Raw genomic sequence first — 20482 nt, 5'->3', positions numbered from 1 at the left:
ATGAAAGAGTTTCTGCACCGGGTTTTTTCTGACGTCAAAAATAAAAAAATGACAAAACAGGATGCGATCGGCATTTTGCGAGATTATGATATGCGGATGGGACTTCGCCAAGCGGCTTCCCTTCATCCGCTTGCTCAGCAGCATATTTCCGATGAAACGGGACAGGGATTCTCGGCAGCTTTCAGCGGCCGGGAATTTTTTCTCGCTGATGTTTCTTTACAGCATAAAAAGCTTATGCCCGGAGAACTTCTTTTGGAAATGGCGAGAGCTGCGGCTGTTTTGACAGTAAAGGAGACTGCGGCTGTCCGGCTGACGAATATTGTGTGGTCAAAGCCCATTCTGACTGAGGCTGAGCCGTTCCATATCGAAATCAGGCTGATACCCGCAGAGGGTGAAGCCAAAAGATTTGAAATTTATAATCCATTTTCTTCCGATTCCAGTCATCATGATGTGTACAGCCAAGGGACGATTCAGCCAGTTGATGCTGTGCCTGGCATGCTGGATATCAGCCGCTTGAAGGAAAACAGCGGTTCCCTGATGGATAAGCAGCAAATTGAAGCCATCACTCAGAACGATGCCGTTCAATACAATGAGCACATGAAAGGAATTGAGCGTATTTATGCCTCAGCAGGACGGATGCTGGCAGACATATCAATTCCATTGACAAACCAAAAAGAATCCTCCCGATTCGGCCTCCCTCCCTGTGTGATGCAAAGTGTGACAGAGGCATGCGCGCTGCTTGGCGGCAAAGAATATAAAACGCTCGCCCCGGTTTCATTGAACGAGCTTTTGTTTTATGAATCTTGTCCTGACAAGGTATGGGCCGAGATACAAGAGAAGGCGGGGAGCTTTTATATTGATTTATGTGACGAGGAAGGAAAAATATGGGCTTCTCTGTCGGGGTTGAAGCTGCAGCCTGTCATCAAGACGGGCGCTCCCGGAAAAACCAATGCCGAACACCGCAGTGAACGTTTGTATGAACAAACGCTTCTTCAGCTCAAAACGCTTTTTGGCCTGACTGCAAAAATTGCTGTTTCCAACATAGATACCGAAGAGCCGCTGGAAACCTACGGAATCGACTCAGTCACTGTGACGAAATTGAACCGCGAATTGTCTCTGCTTTTCGGTGACCTTTCCAAAACGGTTTTTTACGAATATAAGACACTGGGCTCCCTGGCAGCTCACTTTGTCACGAATTATCCAAAAGAATGCCGAAAATGGACAAATGATGATGAGCACCGTTCAGGCATATCAGAACAGGTTTTGGCAAATGAAGATTTTCCGGTGCTTCCGTCATTTATCAAGCGAAAGAAACGGCCTTCTTTTTCCAATGAGAACCAGACAAAAGAAGGGATTGCGATTATTGGAGTCAGCGGATGTTATCCGCAAGCTGAAACACTTGAAGAGTACTGGGATAACTTAGCAGCCGGAAAAGACTGTGTGACGGAAATTCCCGAAGAGCGCTGGGAAAAGGACAAGTACTACAACCCTGATCCCGAAGCGGCCGTGAAAGCAGGGAAAAGTTACAGTAAGCGGGGCGGGTTTCTGAAAGATGCTGCTTTCTTTGATCCGCTGTTTTTTCAAATTTCACCCCGTGATGCTTTGAATATGGACCCGCAGGAGCGTCTCTTTATTGAAATGTGCTGGCAGGTGCTGGAGGATGCCGGTTATACGAAGGAACAGCTTGAGAATCTGTATAACGGCCGGGTCGGCGTTTTTGCTGGCATTACGAAAAACGGGTACGGAATGTACTGGAAAAACGGAGGCGCCCTGCAGCCGAAAACGTCGTTCAGTTCAGCGGCCAACAGAGTTTCCTATTTTCTTAATCTGAAAGGGCCGAGCATGCCGGTCGACACGATGTGCTCGTCTTCGCTGACTGCAATTCATGAAGCGTGTGAAAACATCCTTCGCGGCGAATGTGACATGGCGATTGCCGGCGGTGTGAATGTGTATACGCATCCTTCGGCTTATGTGGAGCTCAGCGCCTATCGAATGCTTTCAAAAGACGGAACGTGCAAAAGTTTCGGTGAAGGCGGGGCCGGATTTGTTCCCGGTGAAGGCGTCGGGGCCGTGCTGTTAAAGCCGCTGTCAAAAGCGATGGCTGATAAGGACCATATTTACGGGGTGATTCGCGGCACTCATATCAATCACGGCGGCAGAACAAACGGGTATACAGTGCCGAGTCCGAGCGCCCAGGCTGACGTGATTTCCGGCGCGCTTGAAAAATCAGGAATACATCCGCGGATGATCAGCTGTATCGAAGCCCACGGCACGGGCACTGAACTCGGAGATCCGATCGAAATTGACGGTTTGACCCGCGCATTTCAAACGAAAACGTCAGATAAAGGCTTTTGCGCCATCAGCTCAGTTAAATCCAATATCGGGCATTTGGAAGCCGCGGCAGGCATTGCCGGTGTAACGAAACTGCTGCTCCAGTTTCAAAAACGCAAGCTGGCCCCCTCTTTACATTGCCGGAAATTGAATCCGAATATTGCATTCGACCGGACGCCGTTTGTGGTGCAGCGTGAATTGGCAGACTGGAAACGGCCGGTCATTGAGGAAAACGGAGCGCAGAAAGAGATTTCGAGAATCGCGGGAATCTCTTCTTTTGGCGCGGGCGGGGCAAATGCCCACATATTGATAGAAGAATATATTGAACCTGATAGGGAGATTTCTGAGCCATTCACAGATGAAGACCCCGCAGTCATTTTATTATCCGCCAAACAGGAGGCCAGCCTGAAGCAGCGGGCGCAGCAGCTTCTTCAAGCGATCAGAAAAAATGACGTCACAGACCGCAGCCTCCGGGATGCGGCTTACACCCTTCAAACCGGAAGAGAAGCGATGGAAGAACGTGCGGCGTTTATCGTGACGTCGACAGAGCAGTTAGCGGAAAAACTGCAGCGTTTTATTGACGGCGGGACAGACGGCTGCTTCAGGGGAAAAAGCAAACAGCATAAAGACATTCTAGCCGTTTTTAAGGATGAAGATATGCAGGAAGCCGTCCGTAAATGGATGAAAAGAAAAAAATTCGCGAAGCTTCTGGAACTTTGGGTAAAAGGGCTGAAGATTGATTGGTCAGAGCTTTATAACGGCAGCCTGCCGCATCGCGTCAGCCTTCCCGGTTATCCATTTATAAAGGATCGTTATTGGCCGGACGATGCAGCGCCGGACAATGTCCGTGATGCTGAAACACATGCTGAAACATTTCGTGAAATCCGCTTTTTACAGAAAAGCTGGGCAGAAAGCAGCCGTGTTCCGGCTAAGGAAGTGCGGGGCGTCATCGGAATAGCTGCTGATCACCAGACAGGAAATTTGGCCGTTGAGCTGTCCCGTTATTTCCCCGAGTCTGAAATCATTGAGGCTGAATCACCGGTAATATCCGGGGACGCGGCCCGGTTTGGCGGTCTGATTGATGTGACCGGATGCGGGACGGAAATCAAGCATGATGACGGCTGGATTCATCGTCTGCAGTCTCTCATTGACAACAGAAACCGCGGCCGAAAGCTTCAGCTGCTTTGTGTGACAAAGGGGCTTGAACCTTTTGCAAATGAAACGATAAATCTCTCAGGTGCAAAAAAGGCTGGATTGTACCGGATGCTCCAAAGTGAGTATAAGGATATCCGCTCGCGGCATATGGATGCAGAACGGACTGCCGAAGATCATGAGCTGGCAAACCAGATCGCAGAGGAGTTTTTTCGCGAGTCTGAAGACATCGAAGTTTGTTACCGAAGCGGTGTGCGCTATCACGCGCGGTTAAAGGAAACAAACAGCTTAGCTGAAAAAGAATTTTCATTTCCGAAAGACCATGTGCTCTGGATCACCGGAGGGACCCGCGGACTCGGATATTTATTCGCCCGGCATTTTGCCGAACGTTACGGAGTCACGAAACTCGTGCTTACCGGAAAAGAAACAATGCCTCCGAAAGCGGAGTGGGATGACCATATCAAACGGAATTCCCCGTTTTCCGATAAAGTGAGAAGAATCAGAGAGCTCGAACAAAAAGGTGTCCGAACGGAAGTGCTGTCTGTATCTTCCGGCCCTGAATATGAGCAGGCCGTCAGCCGGGTGAAAGAGAAGATGGGGCCGATAGGAGGCGTGATACACGCAGCGGGAGCTGTAGATCTCGATCATCCCGCCTTTATCCGCAAAACAAGAGAACAGATGATGCCCGTGCTTGAACCTAAAACAGACGGACTGGACCTTTTGTATCAAGCGCTGCACAAGGAGCCTCTCCGGTTTTTTGCGCTGTTTTCTTCAGTGTCCGGCGTGATGCCGGAATTAGGAGCGGGACAAAGCGATTATGCCATGGCTAACGCCTATATGGATTATTTTGCGGCCGCAAAAGGTTTTCCGGTGCTGAGCATCCAATGGCCAAGCTGGAAAGAAACGGGTATGGGCGAATCAAAAAGCCGGGCCTATCAGAAAAGCGGTTTAAAGAGCATCACTGACAGAGAAGGACTGAGCCTGTTTGATGCCATTATGGCAGGCGATTGCGGATCTGTTATTATGCCGGCCGTCATCCACCCGGAAAAATGGGAGCCTGACCGTCTGCTGCTTTCATCCGGCCTTACCGAAACAAAGCAGCAGGAACAGGCCGATACAGAAAGCGTTGAGGAATGGCTGACGGGCATTTGCTGCCGGGAATTAAGACTGGAGCCGTCAAGATTTGAATCTGATACACCTTTTCAAGATTACGGAGCCGATTCCATCATGCTTTCCCAAGTGTCCAGAGCGATCGGAAAGAGGATCAAAGCTGACCTTGACCCGGCGGTGCTGTATGAATACCCTACGGTTGCTGCGCTGGCGGGATGGCTTGAAACAGCATATCCGGAAATCAAAGCTGCCGTTTCAAAACCGGTTCAGCCTGTAATCCCGTACGTTCCCAAACAAACAGCAGCCGCTGTCATTCAGCCTTCCGGAGCTCCAGCGGCGCAAGACATCGCTGTTGTCGGGATGTCCTGCCGTTTTCCGGGAGCTGAATCAATTGAAGCTTATTGGAAGCTGCTGTCTGAAGGAACGTCGGCCATTCAAAGGGTGCCGAAAGAACGCTGGAAAACGGAGAAGGCGGATTATGCGGGCCTTTTAAAAAATGTAACGCATTTTGACCCGGAGTTTTTCCTTATTCCCGAAGAAGACATCAAGGCAATGGATATCCAGTCCTTTCTTATATTAGAAGAGGCGCTCCATCTGTTCAGAGACAGCGGTTACTCTTTACAAGAAATGAAAGGCAGGTCAGCCGGTGTCTATTTAGGAGGACGCGGCGGCAGTATGCCTGACGAAAACCGTCTGAAGCATGCAAAAAATCCGATAGTCGCCGCCGGTCCGAATTACTTAGCGGCCAATCTTTCTCAATTCTTTGATTTGAAGGGGCCGAGTCTTGTTTTGGATACGGCCTGTTCTTCAGCGCTTGTCGGTATGAATTTGGCGATACAGGCGCTTTCTTGCGGTGAAATCGACTCAGCGGTGGTCGGGGGAGTCAGTCTGCTGGAATCCGGTCAAACCCACCGGATGTTCGAACTTCGCAATCTGTTAAGCGAAGAGCCTGCGTTTCATATTTTTGACCGCCGCACCGGCGGCATCGTATTGGGAGAAGGCGTCGGAATGGTGTATTTAAAAACAGCGGCCCAGGCTGTAAAAGACGGGGACCGGATTCATGCGGTCATTAAAGGCATTTCCGTAAACAATGACGGCAGAACCGCGGGGCCTGCCACACCGAATATACAGGCGCAAAAAGAAGTGATGGCCAAGGCGCTTGCCAAAAGCGGCAGAAAAGCGGAGGATATCAGCTACATTGAAGCAAACGGTTCAGGCTCTGAAGTAACAGACCTTTTGGAACTGAGGGCGATTGAAGCGGTGTACCGTATGCAAAACAGCGCGCCTTGCGAATTGGGGTCGATGAAGCCGAATATCGGACACCCGTTATGCGCTGAAGGGATTGCCGGATTCATTAAAACAGTGCTTATGCTCTCGCGCCGAATGCGTGTGCCTTTCCTTTCGGGCAAAGAGCCGATGACGCATTACGATTTGTCCGCCTCGCCGTTTTATTTTTCGCACGCTCTGCGTGAATGGACGGATTCACCGCGGATTGCCGCCGTCAGCAGCTTCGCTGACGGAGGGACGAATGCCCATGTCATAGTGGAAGCTTGGGAGCAAAAGGCGTATACCCCGGTTAGAAAGCCTTTGCCGAGACAGGAATTAAAACGCCGGCCCATTCGTCCGGACAAAGCCGAAAGCCTGCATGAAAGCGCACATAAGTCCCGCCCGAATACGTTTTGGAAACAAATGAAGACTTACTGATTGCGCTGAAAATTGAACGTCGATATGGAGGAAGTTCATATGCGAGAGCAGCTTCTTATTAACAATCAGCATCCCGTTTTGAAACATCATAAAGCCTATGGAAAGGAACTGCTGCCGGGTCTGGCTTATATTGACCTGATCTATCAGACTTTCAGAGAAAACGGTTTATTTCATGCCGGCCTTGAGCTCAGGCACTTATCGATTTTTCACCCTTTAGCTCCTGAACAGGGAGAATCAATCTTGCTTTCCGTTGATTGTACAGTGAGCGGCGAAGGGCAGTGGATGGTGGAGGTGAAAGGGCAAAAACAAGGTGACGAAGCAGCAGAGACAAAGGTATATGCCGCGGCGCACATGCAATCCGTCAAGCCCGCCGGCTTCCAAGAGAGCGTCCGGATGGATGCCGTAAAACAAACGGCGGCAGAAATACCGATTGAGGACATTTACGCGGAATGCAGGGATCAAGAACTGGTTCATTCAGGAATGATGAAAGGCTGCGGAAGCGTCTACCAAACTGAAAAAGAGATTTATATTGATCTGTCGGTGCAAAAGGATCAGCTTGAACATGCAGAAGAGGCGATGTTTCATCCCGCATTGATAGATGCGAGCAGCATCGGCTCCAATGTATATCTCGCTCCTTTGACGAGGGAGGAGGGGCAATTATTTCTGCCGCTGTTTTATGAATCGTTTTATTGCGCCGAATTGCTGCAGACAACATGTATCACCAAGATAAAAAAAGAATCCGTCACCCGTAAGAAAGATCTCGTTTACGTGACAATGGAGTTTTTTAATGAGGAAGGCAGAAAAGTCGGCGAACTGAAAAACTTCGCCAATAAACTGGTGAGGAACCCGGAACTGATCAATCAGAAACGGCAAAAGAAAGAACCAGACGGGCGGAATGCCGTCCCGGCTTCGCAAGCGGAACCGGCGCCTTCCGAGCCCCGCTCTGCGGAGGCTTCCGCCGGCCTTACTGAACAGTGCATCGTTTATTTAAAAGAATTGCTTGCCGCCCGATTGAACAAACCTGTGAAAGAGATTGACCCGGATATCGGCTACTATGAAATGGGGCTGGATTCTCCGGGGCTGTTGGACATGGTAAAGGAAATTGAACGAAAAATCGGTTCGCAGCTTCTGCCGACGCTGTTATTTGAATACACGACAATCACGGAATTGGCGGGGTATTTGTGCGAACATTACGGAGCCGGTTTCGGCCATGCTCAAAGCGGACATTCAAATGCTGAACCTTTGCACCGGGAAAAAAAGAGGACGACCCAAATCCGCGTGAAAAAATCGGCGTCAGCCGGAACACAGAATGGAGATATTGCCATCGTCGGGATGGCGGGACGGTACCCCGGCGCCAAAAATCTTCGTGAATTCTGGGCAAATTTAAAAAATGGCAAAAACAGCGTAACGGAAGTGCCTCGTTCCCGCTGGGATACGAAGAAATATGAGCATTTGCGATCGCCGTCCGGCAAGCCGATTTCCAAATGGGGCGGTTTTATAGATGATCCGGATTGTTTTGATGCGAAATTTTTCCGGATTTCTCCGCGGGAGGCAGAAGCTAAAGATCCGCAAGAACGATTGTTTTTAGAAACATGCTGGGAAACGATTGAGGATGCGGGCTACACCCCGGAAACAATCGTTCAGCCGAAAGGGCCGAATAAGAGAATGAACGTCGGTGTGTTTGCCGGGGTGATGCATATGGATTATTCTCTCGTCGGCGCTGAAGCTGCGGCCAAAGGGCTGGTCTTTCCTTATCCCTTGAACTATGCGCCGATCGCAAACCGGGTTTCATATTTTTGCAATTTTCACGGGCCGAGCATGGCGGTTGACACGGTGTGTTCGTCTTCTCTGACGGCCGTCCATATGGCGGCGGAAAGTCTGAGACGCGGTGAATGTGAAGCAGCTCTTGCCGGAGGCGTCAATTTATCATTGCATCCGACAAAATATATCACATACGGCTTGATGGATATGCATTCGAGTGACGGGCTGTGCCGCACGTTCGGCGAAGGCGGCACAGGCTATGTCTCAGCTGATGGCATCGGGGCCGTGCTGCTGAAGCCGCTTCACAAAGCCGAAGAAGATAAGGATCATATTTATGCGGTGATAAAAGGCAGCGCCGTCAATCACGTGGGAACCGTCAGCGGGATTACCGTGCCGAGCCCCGTGGCGCAGGGGGATATGATAGCTGAATGCTTTGAAAAAACGAGGATTGATCCCCGGACGATTTCTTATGTGGAAGCGCATGGAACCGGAACTTCTTTAGGAGATCCGATTGAAATACAAGGTCTTGTTAAAGCTTACCGCACGTTTACGGAGGATCGGCAATTTTGTGCGATCGGTTCCGTTAAATCGAATATCGGACATGCGGAATCAGCCGCCGGGATCAGCGGGCTTCATAAAACGGTTTTGCAGCTGTTTCACAAAACGCTTGTCCCTTCTTTGCACTCAGAGACGATTAATCCGTATATTCGTTTAGAGGACTCGCCATTTTACGTGCAGCAAAAAACCGAGTCATGGAAAAAGCCGGCGTATACAGAGAACGGCAGTGAACATTCCTGTCCGAGACGCGCAGGCATCAGTTCATTCGGGGCGACGGGTTCAAACGTTCATCTCATTTTAGAAGAGTACAGGCCCAAAAACCCCGCCACTACGGAGAATCAAGAGAGACCGTATATCGTGCCTCTATCAGCGAAAAATCCGGAGCGGCTGAAGGAATACGCTGCCCGCCTGCTGATATTTCTCAAAGATAAAGCGCTTGAAGGAAGCGGTCCGCTTCATGACAAAATAGATACAATGCAAAATCAGCTGGAAAATGCGTTGAGAGGTGTTCTGGCGGAAGTTCTGCATGTAGCGGCCGGCTCGGTAGATGGTGAACACGATTGGAAGGAATTCGGCTTGGATGTCATGCAGCTGACACAGTTTTCTGAGCTGATGACGGATCAATACGGGCTGGAAATAGACATGACCGATCTCATACAGCATACTTCCGTCCGGACTTTAGCAGAATGTCTTACAAAAGATGAGAAACATAAGAATATTCTTTCCGGTCTTTTCGGTCAGTCCGGCTTAGATAAGCAGCCTGATGAACCTTTTTCCATGCGGTCACTGGCGTATACGCTGCAAACGGGACGGCTGGCAATGGAAGAACGGCTTGTTTTTTTAGTGAACGATCAAGCGGACCTGATCAGGAAATTAACTGAATTTACAGAACGAAAACGGCAGATTGACGGCTGCTTTCAAGGGCGGTCTGATAGCGGAACGGAAATCAGGGGTTTCCTGAATGATGAGCAGGATACGGAGGAGCTGATCGGAAAATGGATGGACAGCGGCACTTACAAAAAACTTGCGGAGTTGTGGTCAAAAGGATTTGAGATAGACTGGACGCGGCTGTATCAGGAGGAGAAACCGCGCAGGATAAGTCTGCCGACGTATCCGTTTGCAAAGGAACAATATTGGATACCGGAGCCCGATCATCCCCTTACTTCCGTAAATACAGAAAGCAGGCTTCACCCGCTGCTTCACCGCAATACATCAGATTTGTTAGAACAAAAATTCAGCACGGTACTGAACGGAGATGAATTCTTCTTAGCCGATCATATCGTCCGAAACAAGCGTGTTCTCCCCGGGGCGGTTTACCTTGAAATGGCGAGAGCCGCGGCTGAACTGGCTGCCGCGCCGTTAGCCGCTGAATACACGGCTAAAACCGGCATTTCGCTGCGGTATATCAGCTGGATACGCCAGGCCGTTCATAAAAAAGAGCCGCTGCGAATAACGACAGGGCTTTCCTTGGAGGATAACGGCAATATTTCATTTCGGGTGTACAGCCATGAAAACGATTCAGACATTTATTGTGAAGGCAGTGCTGTGATTGAGCCGCTTTCTGAGGCGCCGGTCTTGCATATTGAACAGCTGAAAGCGCAATGCCGCAAAAAAGTGCTGTCAAAAGAAGACTGTTATGCGGCGTTTGCAAAGGCGGAAATTGTATACGGACCTTCACATCAAGGAATTGATCACATTTATTGCGGGGAAAAAGAAGCCTTGGCTAAATTGGTGCTCCCTGCTTCCGTTTCTGATGAGGCCGAACAGTTTGTGCTCCATCCTAGTCTGATTGATTCCGCTTTTCAGGCGGCCATCGGCGTTATGAATGAAGATCAAGTGGGTTATCCGGAGCAGCCGTTAATGCCTTTTGAATTGCATGAACTGACCGTTTTTCATCCGTGCAATCCAAACATGTGGGCGGCCGTGTTTGTGACGCATGAAACACCGGCTGTGCGAAGAATGGACATTGATATATGTGATGAACGCGGCAATGTGTGTGTAAGGATAAAAGGATTTTCTGCCCGAATGGCCGAAAGTGCGCCGCCCGTAACCGATAATAAGCAATACGATCTGCCGGGTAATCTTACCGGAGCCGTCAAACTGATGCAGGTATGGGACGCGGAACCGATAGACAACCAAACCGGCTTCCTCATTTCTGAAGCAAATGCTGTCATTATAGGCGGTACAGACGGGCAGGCCGACGCGGTTTTACGATTGTTTCCTAAAGCTGTGCGATTTGACAGCAGCCAAAGTGCTTCCGTTGAAGCGATATCTGATCGGCTCCGCCGTCTCGGTGAGATTCAGCATATGATCTGGTTTGCCCCTCAGCCGGCTGATTCTTACATCCATGATCAAAAAAGCGGGGTGCTGCAAATTTTCAGAGCGGCCAAAGCTCTTATCGGCCTCGGGTATGGAAAAGAGCAGCTCGGGATGACGGTGATTACGCACCAAGCACAGCCCATCACCCAATATGATGAGGCGCGTCCCGCTCATTCCAGTGTGCACGGTTTTGTCGGGTCTCTCGCTAAAGAACATCCGAGCTGGCACATCCGTCTGGTCGATCTTGAAGACGGGGGGGATTTCCCCGCAGAAGACATATTCAGCCTGCCCCGCGACCGTACGGGTAAAGCATGGGTGCACAGACATCATGAATGGTACCGGCCTCAATTGCTTCCGGTCCAAAGCGAGCCGTCTGAAAGTGTTCCTTACCGGTATGGAGGCGTATATGTCATCATCGGCGGTGCGGGAGGCGTCGGCGAGGTTTGGACAGATTATATGGTGACGACGTATAAAGCCCGAGTCGTCTGGATCGGGAGGCGGACGCTGGACAGCCGGATACGCCAAAAAATAGACCGGTACCGGCCATCAGGCCCGGCTCCCGAATATATAGCCGCAGATGCTTCTGATCTTCCATCGCTTCAGCGCGCCTATGAACAGATTAAAAACACATACGGCACCGTCAGCGGCGTCGTTCATTCAGCGATGGTATTTGCGAATGAAAGCGTAAAAGATATGGAGGAATCACAGTTTCACGCCGGCCTTAAGGCGAAAGTGGATATTTCCGTCAACATTGCCGAAGTATTTGCGAAAGAGTCTTTGGACTTTATTCTCTTTTTCTCTTCGGTTATTTCATATATTAAGAATCCGAATCAAAGTCATTATGCGGCGGGGTGTGCATTTAAAGACGCATTTGCCCATGAGCTTTCCGGACGGCTGTCATGCCGGGTCAAAGTGATGAACTGGGGTTATTGGGAGCGGGCTGACAATCACATTTCTGAAGAGTTTGACAGACTGAGCCAAATCGGTCTCGGGCTGATCAGCCGGGCGGAAGGGATGCAGGCGCTGGAAACTTTGCTGACGCAGCCGATCTCCCGTATGGGGCTGATGAAGCTGACCAAGCCGATTCCGATCGAGGGAATGAACCCTCATGAATTTGTGACTATCTGATTGCCTGTCAAAATGACGGAGCAAATTTAATTTTCTTAGGAGGATAAGGTTTTGGGTAAGGGAGACAAACAAAAAGACCGTACACAGTTATCCTTAAGAACAGAAATAAGCAATCAAATGAAAGAATTGAATCGGCTTTTGCTGCAAGTGTTGCGGGTGACGCTGCGTTCAATGGGTCTGACCGGCGAAGCGCCGGCGGCTTCCTGTCTGCCTTTATATGAGCGCTGGCTGGAAGAAAGCATCCGTCTTTTAGACAGCGATCTTAAAAGCGGTGAAACGGCCGCGGTTTGGGAAGAGTGGCATAAGAAGAAAAACGAATGGCTGAAAGATCCGGATATGAAAGCGCAGGCTCTGCTGGCGGATACCGTCATTCAAGCTTTGCCTGACATTTTAACAGGCAAAATAAAAGCCACTGACGTGATGTTTCCCGATTCTTCAATGGAGCTTGTTGAAGGAATCTATAAGCATAACATTCTCGCTGATTATTACAACGATGTGCTGGCAAATGAAGCGTGTATGTATGTGGAAAATGTAATTAAAAACAATCCTGATGCAAACATCCGTCTGCTGGAGATCGGAGCGGGCACCGGCGGAACGAGCAGCACACTGTTTAAAAAGCTCCGCCCCTATCAAAACCATATTCAGGAATACTGTTATACCGACTTGTCAAAAGCTTTTTTAATGCATGCCGAAAAGGAATACGGCGCGGACAATCCGTATTTGACGTATCAGCTGTTTAATGTGGAGAAGCCTGCGGCGGGCCAGGGATTACATCTGAGAACCTGCGATATCGCTATTGCCGCAAACGTGCTGCATGCCACCAAAAATATCCGGAAAACCTTACGGACGGCAAAAGCCGTATTGAAAAAGGACGGTTTGCTGCTCGTTAATGAACTGGGCGGGCATACGCCGTTTACACATGTTACATTCGGCTTATTAGAGGGCTGGTGGCTGTACGAAGACGAGGCGCTGCGGATTCCGGGGTGCCCCGGTCTTTATCCGGAAACATGGAAATCCGTTTTAATGGCTGAAGGCTTTCATTCCATTCAATTTCCGGCTGAAAACGAACGTCTGCACACCCAGCAGATTATCACGGCGAAAAGCAACGGAGTCATCAGGCAGAGCAGGGAAGCTTACACCGCGCAAAAGCGCCAATCAAACGTACCGCAAACATCCTCTGATCGTCAGCTCCCCATCAAACAAGCGGGAGAGGGGCTTGCGGAAAAGACAGCTGCTTTTCTGATAAGGGCTGCGGCAAAAGTATTAAAAATGCCGGCAAAAGAGATAAATCCGCTGGCTCCTCTGGATGAATACGGCATTGACTCTATTCTGATCGTTCAGCTGACGAATGAGCTGCGGGATCTCGTCCCTGATATCAGCAGCACGCTGTTTTTTGAATACCGGACGATAGAAGAGCTTGCCGCATACTTGACTGAAACGAAGGAGCGCGAACTGCATGCGCAATTTTCTGAAGAAGTCCGTCATACTGAAGCGGTATCATCCGGCTCTTTGCTTGAAAAAAGCACAGAGTACCTGAAACAGATCGTCAGCGCCATCTTAAAGATGCCGATTGAGGACGTTCAAGCCCATACGCCCCTTGAAGAATACGGAATCGATTCCATCTTAATCGTACAGCTGACCAACCGCGTGCGGGAAGACGTCCCTGATATCAGCAGCACATTGTTCTTCGAGTATCCGACAATCGGCGGATTAGCGGAATATCTCGTCAGCTCAAGACAGGAAGATATGGCTGGGATTTTCAAGACAAATAAAGAAGCTGAAAAGACGCCGCACACTTTACAGAAAAAGCAAAGCCGCAAAAAAAGCGCCGGATTGACGAAGCGCCAAGCGGCATCTTTTTCTGAAAAAGCGCCGCCCGCTTCCGAACCGCCGTCAAAACACCTTGAAGTGGCAATTGTCGGTCTTGCCGGGAGGTATCCCGGAGCTGAAAATGTTAATGAGTTCTGGGAACGGTTAAAGACCGGTGAACACGGAATCACCGAAATTCCGAAAGACCGCTGGGATTGGAGGGACTACTATGATGAGACAAAAGGGAAGGAAGGCCGGATGTATACAAAGTGGGGCGGCTTTTTAACAGATATTGATAAATTTGACCCGCTGTTTTTTAAAATCTCCCCGAAAGAAGCGGAGCGCATGGATCCGCAGGAGAGACTGTTTCTGGAAACCGCTTATGCGGCCCTTGAGGATGCCGGATATACCCCTGATTCACTATGCGCCGGTAAAAAGGTTGGCGTCTTTGCGGGTGTCATGAACGGCAACTATCCGACAGGGGCCCACTACCACTTTATCCCGAACCGCGTATCCTATGTGTTTGATTTTCACGGTCCGAGCATCGCGGTCGATACCGCATGCTCCTCATCCTTAACCGCCATTCATCTCGCCGCAGAAAGCATCAGAACAGGTGCATCTGAATGCGCGATTGCTGGCGGTGTAAATCTGATTACAGATCCGGTTCATTATATCGGGCTTTCTTCTATGAGAATGCTGTCACCGTCAAACGCGTGCAAAGCGTTCGGTGATAAGGCTGACGGGTTTGTTGACGGAGAGGGCGTCGGCTGTATCGTGTTAAAGCCGTTGAATAAGGCTGTTGCAGATCATGATCATATATACGGTGTCATTAAAGGAAGCGCTCTGAACGCCGGCGGCAAAACGAACGGGTTCACCGTTCCGAATCCGAATGCACAAGGGGAAGTGATCGCAGACGCGATGGAGCGGGCAGGGATTGACCCGAGAGCAATCAGCTATCTGGAAGCCCACGGCACCGGCACTTCCTTGGGAGATCCGATTGAAATCGCAGGGTTAACCAAGGCTTTCCGCCGCTATACGGATGCAGCTCAATTTTGTTCCATCGGTTCTGTTAAATCCAATATCGGACATCTGGAAAGTGCGGCGGGCATTGCTGCGGTCACTAAAATTCTTCTTCAGATGAAACACGGATATCTGGTGCCGTCGCTGCACTCAAAGCAGCTGAACCCGGAAATTGATTTTGAAACTTCTCCTTTTATCGTGCAGCAGGAAACGGCGGAATGGAGACGGCCGGTCATAGAATCTGAAGGAGTAACACGGGAATATCCGAGAATCGCGGGTACATCTTCTTTCGGAGCGGGCGGAGCGAATGCCCACCTGCTGATAGAAGAGTATGAACCGGCCGAAATAACTTCGGCAGACTCCGGCCGTCCGGCGCTTTTTGTTTTATCGGCAAAAGATAAAGACCGCTTGCGCGAGCGGGCTCTGTTGCTGTCGGATGCCGCCGGAAACGGAACAATTACAGATGCAAATCTGCTTGACGCGGCATTTACCCTTCAAGTCGGCAGAGTCCCGATGGAAGAACGGCTGGCGATGACAGCGGACTCTGTTTCTGAATTGGAACAGAAGCTGACGGCTTTTCTGAATAATGCTGGTTCCGTAAGCGGGGTGTTTACAGGCCGGAGTGATAGTTCTGTCACAGAGACGGAAGGCACAGTCAGTGATTGGGCGGAAAAACGTCAATTTGACAGTCTTTTGAGTGTCTGGGTTCACGGGGCGCCCGTTGATTGGGCATCTTTATATAAAGGCGCGCTGCCGCATCGTATCAGTCTGCCGTCTTATCCATTTGCAAAAGAAAGCTACTGGATGAAGCGGGAAGAACCAAAAACCGGAACAACTGAATATGTGCATCCTTTCCTGCATGAAAATACGTCAACCTTGGCGGAGCAAAGCTATCATACATCTTTTACAGGCCGGGAACACGTTTTCCAGGATGTGAGAGGGGAGCGGGTTCTGTCGGCTGCCGTTTATCTAGAAATGGCGCTAGCGGCTTATCATCATGCGGCAGACAGCTCTGAAGAAAAAGAGATATGGATCCGAACGGCGGCATGGACTGACCCGATAACCGGCGGACATCACGGTGCGGGCGTCAATCTCTCCCTTCTGTCTGAAGACGAGGAAGGCATCCATTATGAAATATACAGTGACGTAGAGAAGCTGCATCATTATGGAATCGTCGGACAAGGGAACAGACAGCCATCCCGCGTGCTTGATATTGTCTCCTTACAAAAAGACTGCCGCCCGCTGTTATTCGATTATGAAACACCAGGCACATCAGGTGTAACCATCAGTAAGGAGTTCCGCACCGTTGAAAAGCTTTATGCGGGAGAAAATGCGGTTTGGGCGAAGCTTGCTCTTATAGATGAAAGCGGCGGCCGTAATCCGGGATATCATATACCGCCGGAATTTTTGGACGCAGCTTTTCATGTCCTGGCAAAAACGGAGCCGTCAGTCCATATCGTGCCTGAAGCAGTTGAAGAACTGCGCGTCATGCGTCCGTGTTCATCGGGCATGTGGATGTATATTAATAAAAAGAATCAAACCGGCTGTGACATTCAATTTTGTGATGAAACCGGCATTATCTGCGCAGAAATCAAAGGGGTGAGAATGAGACAGCCGTCTCAGCAGGATCACGGGCAAGAGGAACAATCCGAGATGATGATATTTGAAGAAATGTGGACTCAGCAGCCTTTGGGGAAATCCATTCATGAAGAGCTGAAAACGGTCATCTGTTTTCTTACGGGAGAAGCTGCCAGAAAGCATGCTTATCGGTCTTTACAATCTCTTTATCCGGGAACCGGCGTGTTTTTTATTTCACAGGGTGAGGAAACTCAAAAGCTTTCAAACACGCATTATCAAATTAAAATCACTGACGGACAAGCATATCAAGAAACGTTTCGGCATATTGAAACGGCTTGTGGCAAAGCGGATGCTGTTTTATATGGATGGCCGCTTGAAGATGAAAAGGCCGTGAAAGACTATTCCATTCTCTATCATGTGATCCGCGCAGCTGCTTCTTTGCGTTCTAAACCGAGGCGAATCCTTCTTTCCGCTCAGTGCGGGACCGATACCGATATCAGTTACGCCGAGTCATGGATCGGGCTGGAACGGTCGCTGAAACTGATTCTGCCGGAGACGGATACGGCCGCGGTTTATTTTGGACAAAAAGGACCGTTTGAAAAGCTGATCCATAACGTATGTGAAGAGCTTCACAGCGAGTCATTCCGCAGTGTCATGTACAGCGGGGAAATCCGTCACGTCATGGAAATGAAGCAGACGGATATTGCCCCTGTTGAGCAGCGTGTGATAAAAAGCGGAAAAACGTACTTGATTACCGGCGGATGCGGGGGATTAGGCTTGTTATTCGCCGGATATTTTGCTGAAAAAGGACCGGTTACGCTCATTTTGACGGGGAGATCAGCGGCAGGCGGCCCGGTGATGAACAAGATCAAGAGATTGGAAGAATCAGGCGCCAAGGTGTTTTACGTGCAGGCGGATGCCGCAGATCAGGCTCAGATGGAGAAAGGTTTGCAAGAAGCGAAAGAAAAAGGATGCGGGCCGATTCACGGTGTCATTCACGCTGCAGGTCTTCAAGGCACTGAAAGCATTCTGGAGAAAGATCTGCAAACCTTTCAGCAAGTCTTAGCGCCAAAAGCGGACGGCACCGCGGTGTTAGATATGGTTCTGTCACGGGAGCCGCTTGACTTCTTCTGTTGTTTCTCTTCTTCTTCAGCGATTTTAGGAGACTTCGGTTCTTGTGACTACGCAATGGGGAACCGCTTCCAAATGGCTTTTGTCCGTCATCGGGATAAACTTGTGAGCCTCGGACTCAGAAGCGGCAAGTCACTTGCCATCAATTGGCCGCTTTGGAAAGAAGGGGGGATGCATGTCGGCACGGCGGAAAGCACCGATATGTATTTAAAATCAAGCGGACAGCGTTATTTATACACAGAGGAAGGACTCGAAGCCTTTGAAACATTGTTAGTCCAGCCGTCCAGCCAGTATCTCGTCCTGGCCGGCTTTCCGTCGAGGGCCAAACGCTTCCTGCAGATAGATCAAGGCGAACGGCCGATTTCGGGTTCTGTACACAGGAACGTCCCGTTTTCAGGAAGGCGGAGTGAAATGAAAGGCTTTACACTGGAAGAATGCGTAAGCTGGGATGTGAAGGAACTGGCGGCGGGGCTTTTGAAAATAGACAAGAACAGACTGACGGACGCTGACAATCTGGCTGATTTCGGCTTTGATTCTATCAGTTTGGCGGAATTCGCCTCTTCTTTGTCCGCTCATTACGGAATTGAAGTGACACCAGCCCTGTTTTTCGGACATTCCACACTGGAGAAGGTCGTCCGCTATTTTCTGACGGAACACAAGTCCGTCATGGAGCATGTCTATGAAGAAAAGAAACCTGAATCCACAGATCAATCTGTCTTTGAAAAGGCAGGAACGGAAAAGCGGAAGAAGCAGAGGGGAAGAAATAAGCTGAACGCCGGAACCGAGGGCAGTCAGGCAGCTGATTCCATTGCCATTATCGGCATGAGCGGCCGATTTCCTCAGGCACGCACGGCGGACGAGCTGTGGGACATTCTGTTTCAGGAAAAGGACGTTGTCGCACCGGTCGCAAAAAAAGGCTTCACAAGTTCAAAATGGAAACTCGGCGCTGTACCGGGGGCGGACGAATTCGACCCTTTATTTTTTGAAATATCGCCGAGGGAAGCTGAAACGATGGATCCGAAACAGCGGCTGCTTCTTCAGGAAGCGTGGAGGGCCCTTGAGGACGCCGGCTACGGCGCCAGTCACATCAGGCGGCAGACGATCGGTATGTTTGTGGGGGCGGAAGAAGGAGATTATCACCTGTTAACACGGGACAAAGGCAATGTCACGTCTCATCATAACGGTATTTTGGCGGCGCGGCTGGCTTATCACTTGAATTTGTCAGGTCCTGTGATGGCGATCAATACTGCATGTTCTTCGGGGCTCGTTTCTGTCCATCAGGCGGTATTAAGCCTGCAGAATAAAGAGTGCACAACAGCTGTTGCGGCCGGGGTGAATATCATGAATACCCCGGACTTTTTTGAAACGATAGATAAAGCCGGAATGCTGTCGGAAAACGGGAAATGCTTCGCGTTTGATAAAAGGGCTGACGGCATGGTTCCGGGGGAAGCGGCCGCGGCGGTTGTTCTTAAGCCGCTGAGAGAGGCTGAAGCGGATGGTGATCCGATTTACGGGGTGATTCGGGCGAGCGGCATCAATTATGACGGGAAAACAAACGGAATTACCGCTCCGAGCGGCGTCGCGCAGACCCGGCTGCTTACTTCCGTTTATGACCGGGACCGTATCAACCCTGAAGATATCGAATATATCGTCACACACGGCACAGGGACAAAACTCGGTGATCCGGTGGAAATTAACGCGCTTTATGACGCATTTTCTGCCTATACAAACAAAGAAGCATTTTGCGCGCTCACATCAATTAAAACCAATATCGGCCACACGTTTGCCGCGTCAGGCATTGTCAGTTTGATCAGTCTTTTACAGGCGTTCTCCCGTGAAATGATTCCCGCCAGTCTGCATTGCAGCGGGGAAAACCGCTATATCAACTGGGAGAAGAGTCCTTTTTATGTGAATAAAACGGGTAAACCGTGGCCTTCTCTGCCGGATAAAAACCGAATGGGGGCAGTCAGCGCATTCGGGATGAGCGGAACAAACGCCCATGTCGTTATGGAAAGCTATAAGCGCAGCGTTTCACCTCATCGGGATGCCCCTGCATATTTACTGACTTTGTCTGCAAAAACAAAGGATGCCCTTCAGGAAAAAATCGAAGATATGATCACTTGGGCGGAAAATGGCGGACTGAAAGAAAATGATCTAGCCCAGCTCAGCTATACGTTGCTAAAAGGACGGCATCACTTTAACCATCGCGCCGCCATCGTGGTTCAAGATGCTGATGACGCAGTGTATGTATGGAAGCAGGCAAAGCTTAATGAACATCACCCTTATGCGTTTTCGGGAAAAGTACCGCAGCACTTTGCAGGCCGTCAGCATATTCAGGAGCACATAATAGAAGTGCTCGGCAAGTGCAGCGCCTCATATTCTGACCATAGAAAATATCAGGAGCTGTTATGCGTGCTGGCAGATTTTTATTGTCAAGGTTATGAAATCGAAGGGGACTTGCTTTATGGCGGACCTTTGCCGCGAATCGGCAATCTGCCGGGCTACCCGTTTGCCAGGCAGACGTATTGGGCGTCCGATTGTCTTCAGAGAGAGCTTGAAAGCCGGAACTCAGCTGAACGTGAAAAGCTTCACCCGCTGCTCCACGCAAATACATCGACCTTTACCGCCCAGCGCTTTACTTCTGTTTTTTCAGGGCGTGAACCGTTTTTTGCCGATCATATCGTCAATGGAAAACCGGTGCTTCCGGGCGCGGCTGCTTTAGAAATGGCCCGGGCCGCCGTTACGCTTGCCGCTGAAGACTTGCCGGACGGGAAAGCGGGTGTCCGGCTCAAACAGATTGTTTGGCTCCGTCCGGTGACGGCGCTTTCTGAAGGAGTGACGCTTCATGTAAAGCTTCAGCCGGAAGAAAACGGAGACATCG

At 50.0% G+C, this 20482-nt stretch carries 3 protein-coding genes; all 3 read left to right on the top strand.

Annotation, left to right across the window (positions count from 1 at the left end):
• Complete coding sequence (locus AD710_RS00015) at window positions 1-6297, top strand: type I polyketide synthase (RefSeq protein WP_049626969.1); 6297 nt, start codon at window positions 1-3, stop codon at window positions 6295-6297.
• Between the two features lie 39 nt (window positions 6298-6336).
• Entirely contained in the window at window positions 6337-12063 is a 5727-nt protein-coding gene (locus AD710_RS00010; protein ID WP_049626968.1) for a type I polyketide synthase, read from the top strand.
• 51 nt (window positions 12064-12114) lie between these two features.
• A partial coding sequence (locus AD710_RS00005; protein WP_049626967.1) for an SDR family NAD(P)-dependent oxidoreductase occupies window positions 12115-20482 on the top strand: 8368 nt, incomplete at its 3' end.

The organism is Bacillus sp. JFL15, assembly GCF_001184225.1.
Lineage (GTDB): Bacteria > Bacillota > Bacilli > Bacillales > Bacillaceae > Bacillus > Bacillus siamensis.
Note: the sequence above shows the minus strand (reverse complement) of the source record. Positions and strands in the feature narration are given on the sequence as shown.

Excerpts from the sequence above, each read along its gene's own strand:
- AD710_RS00015 (WP_049626969.1), top strand. The coding sequence starts at position 1 with ATGAAAGAGTTTCTGCACCGGGTTTTTTCTGACGTCAAAAATAAAAAA.
- AD710_RS00010 (WP_049626968.1), top strand. The coding sequence starts at position 6,337 with ATGCGAGAGCAGCTTCTTATTAACAATCAGCATCCCGTTTTGAAACAT.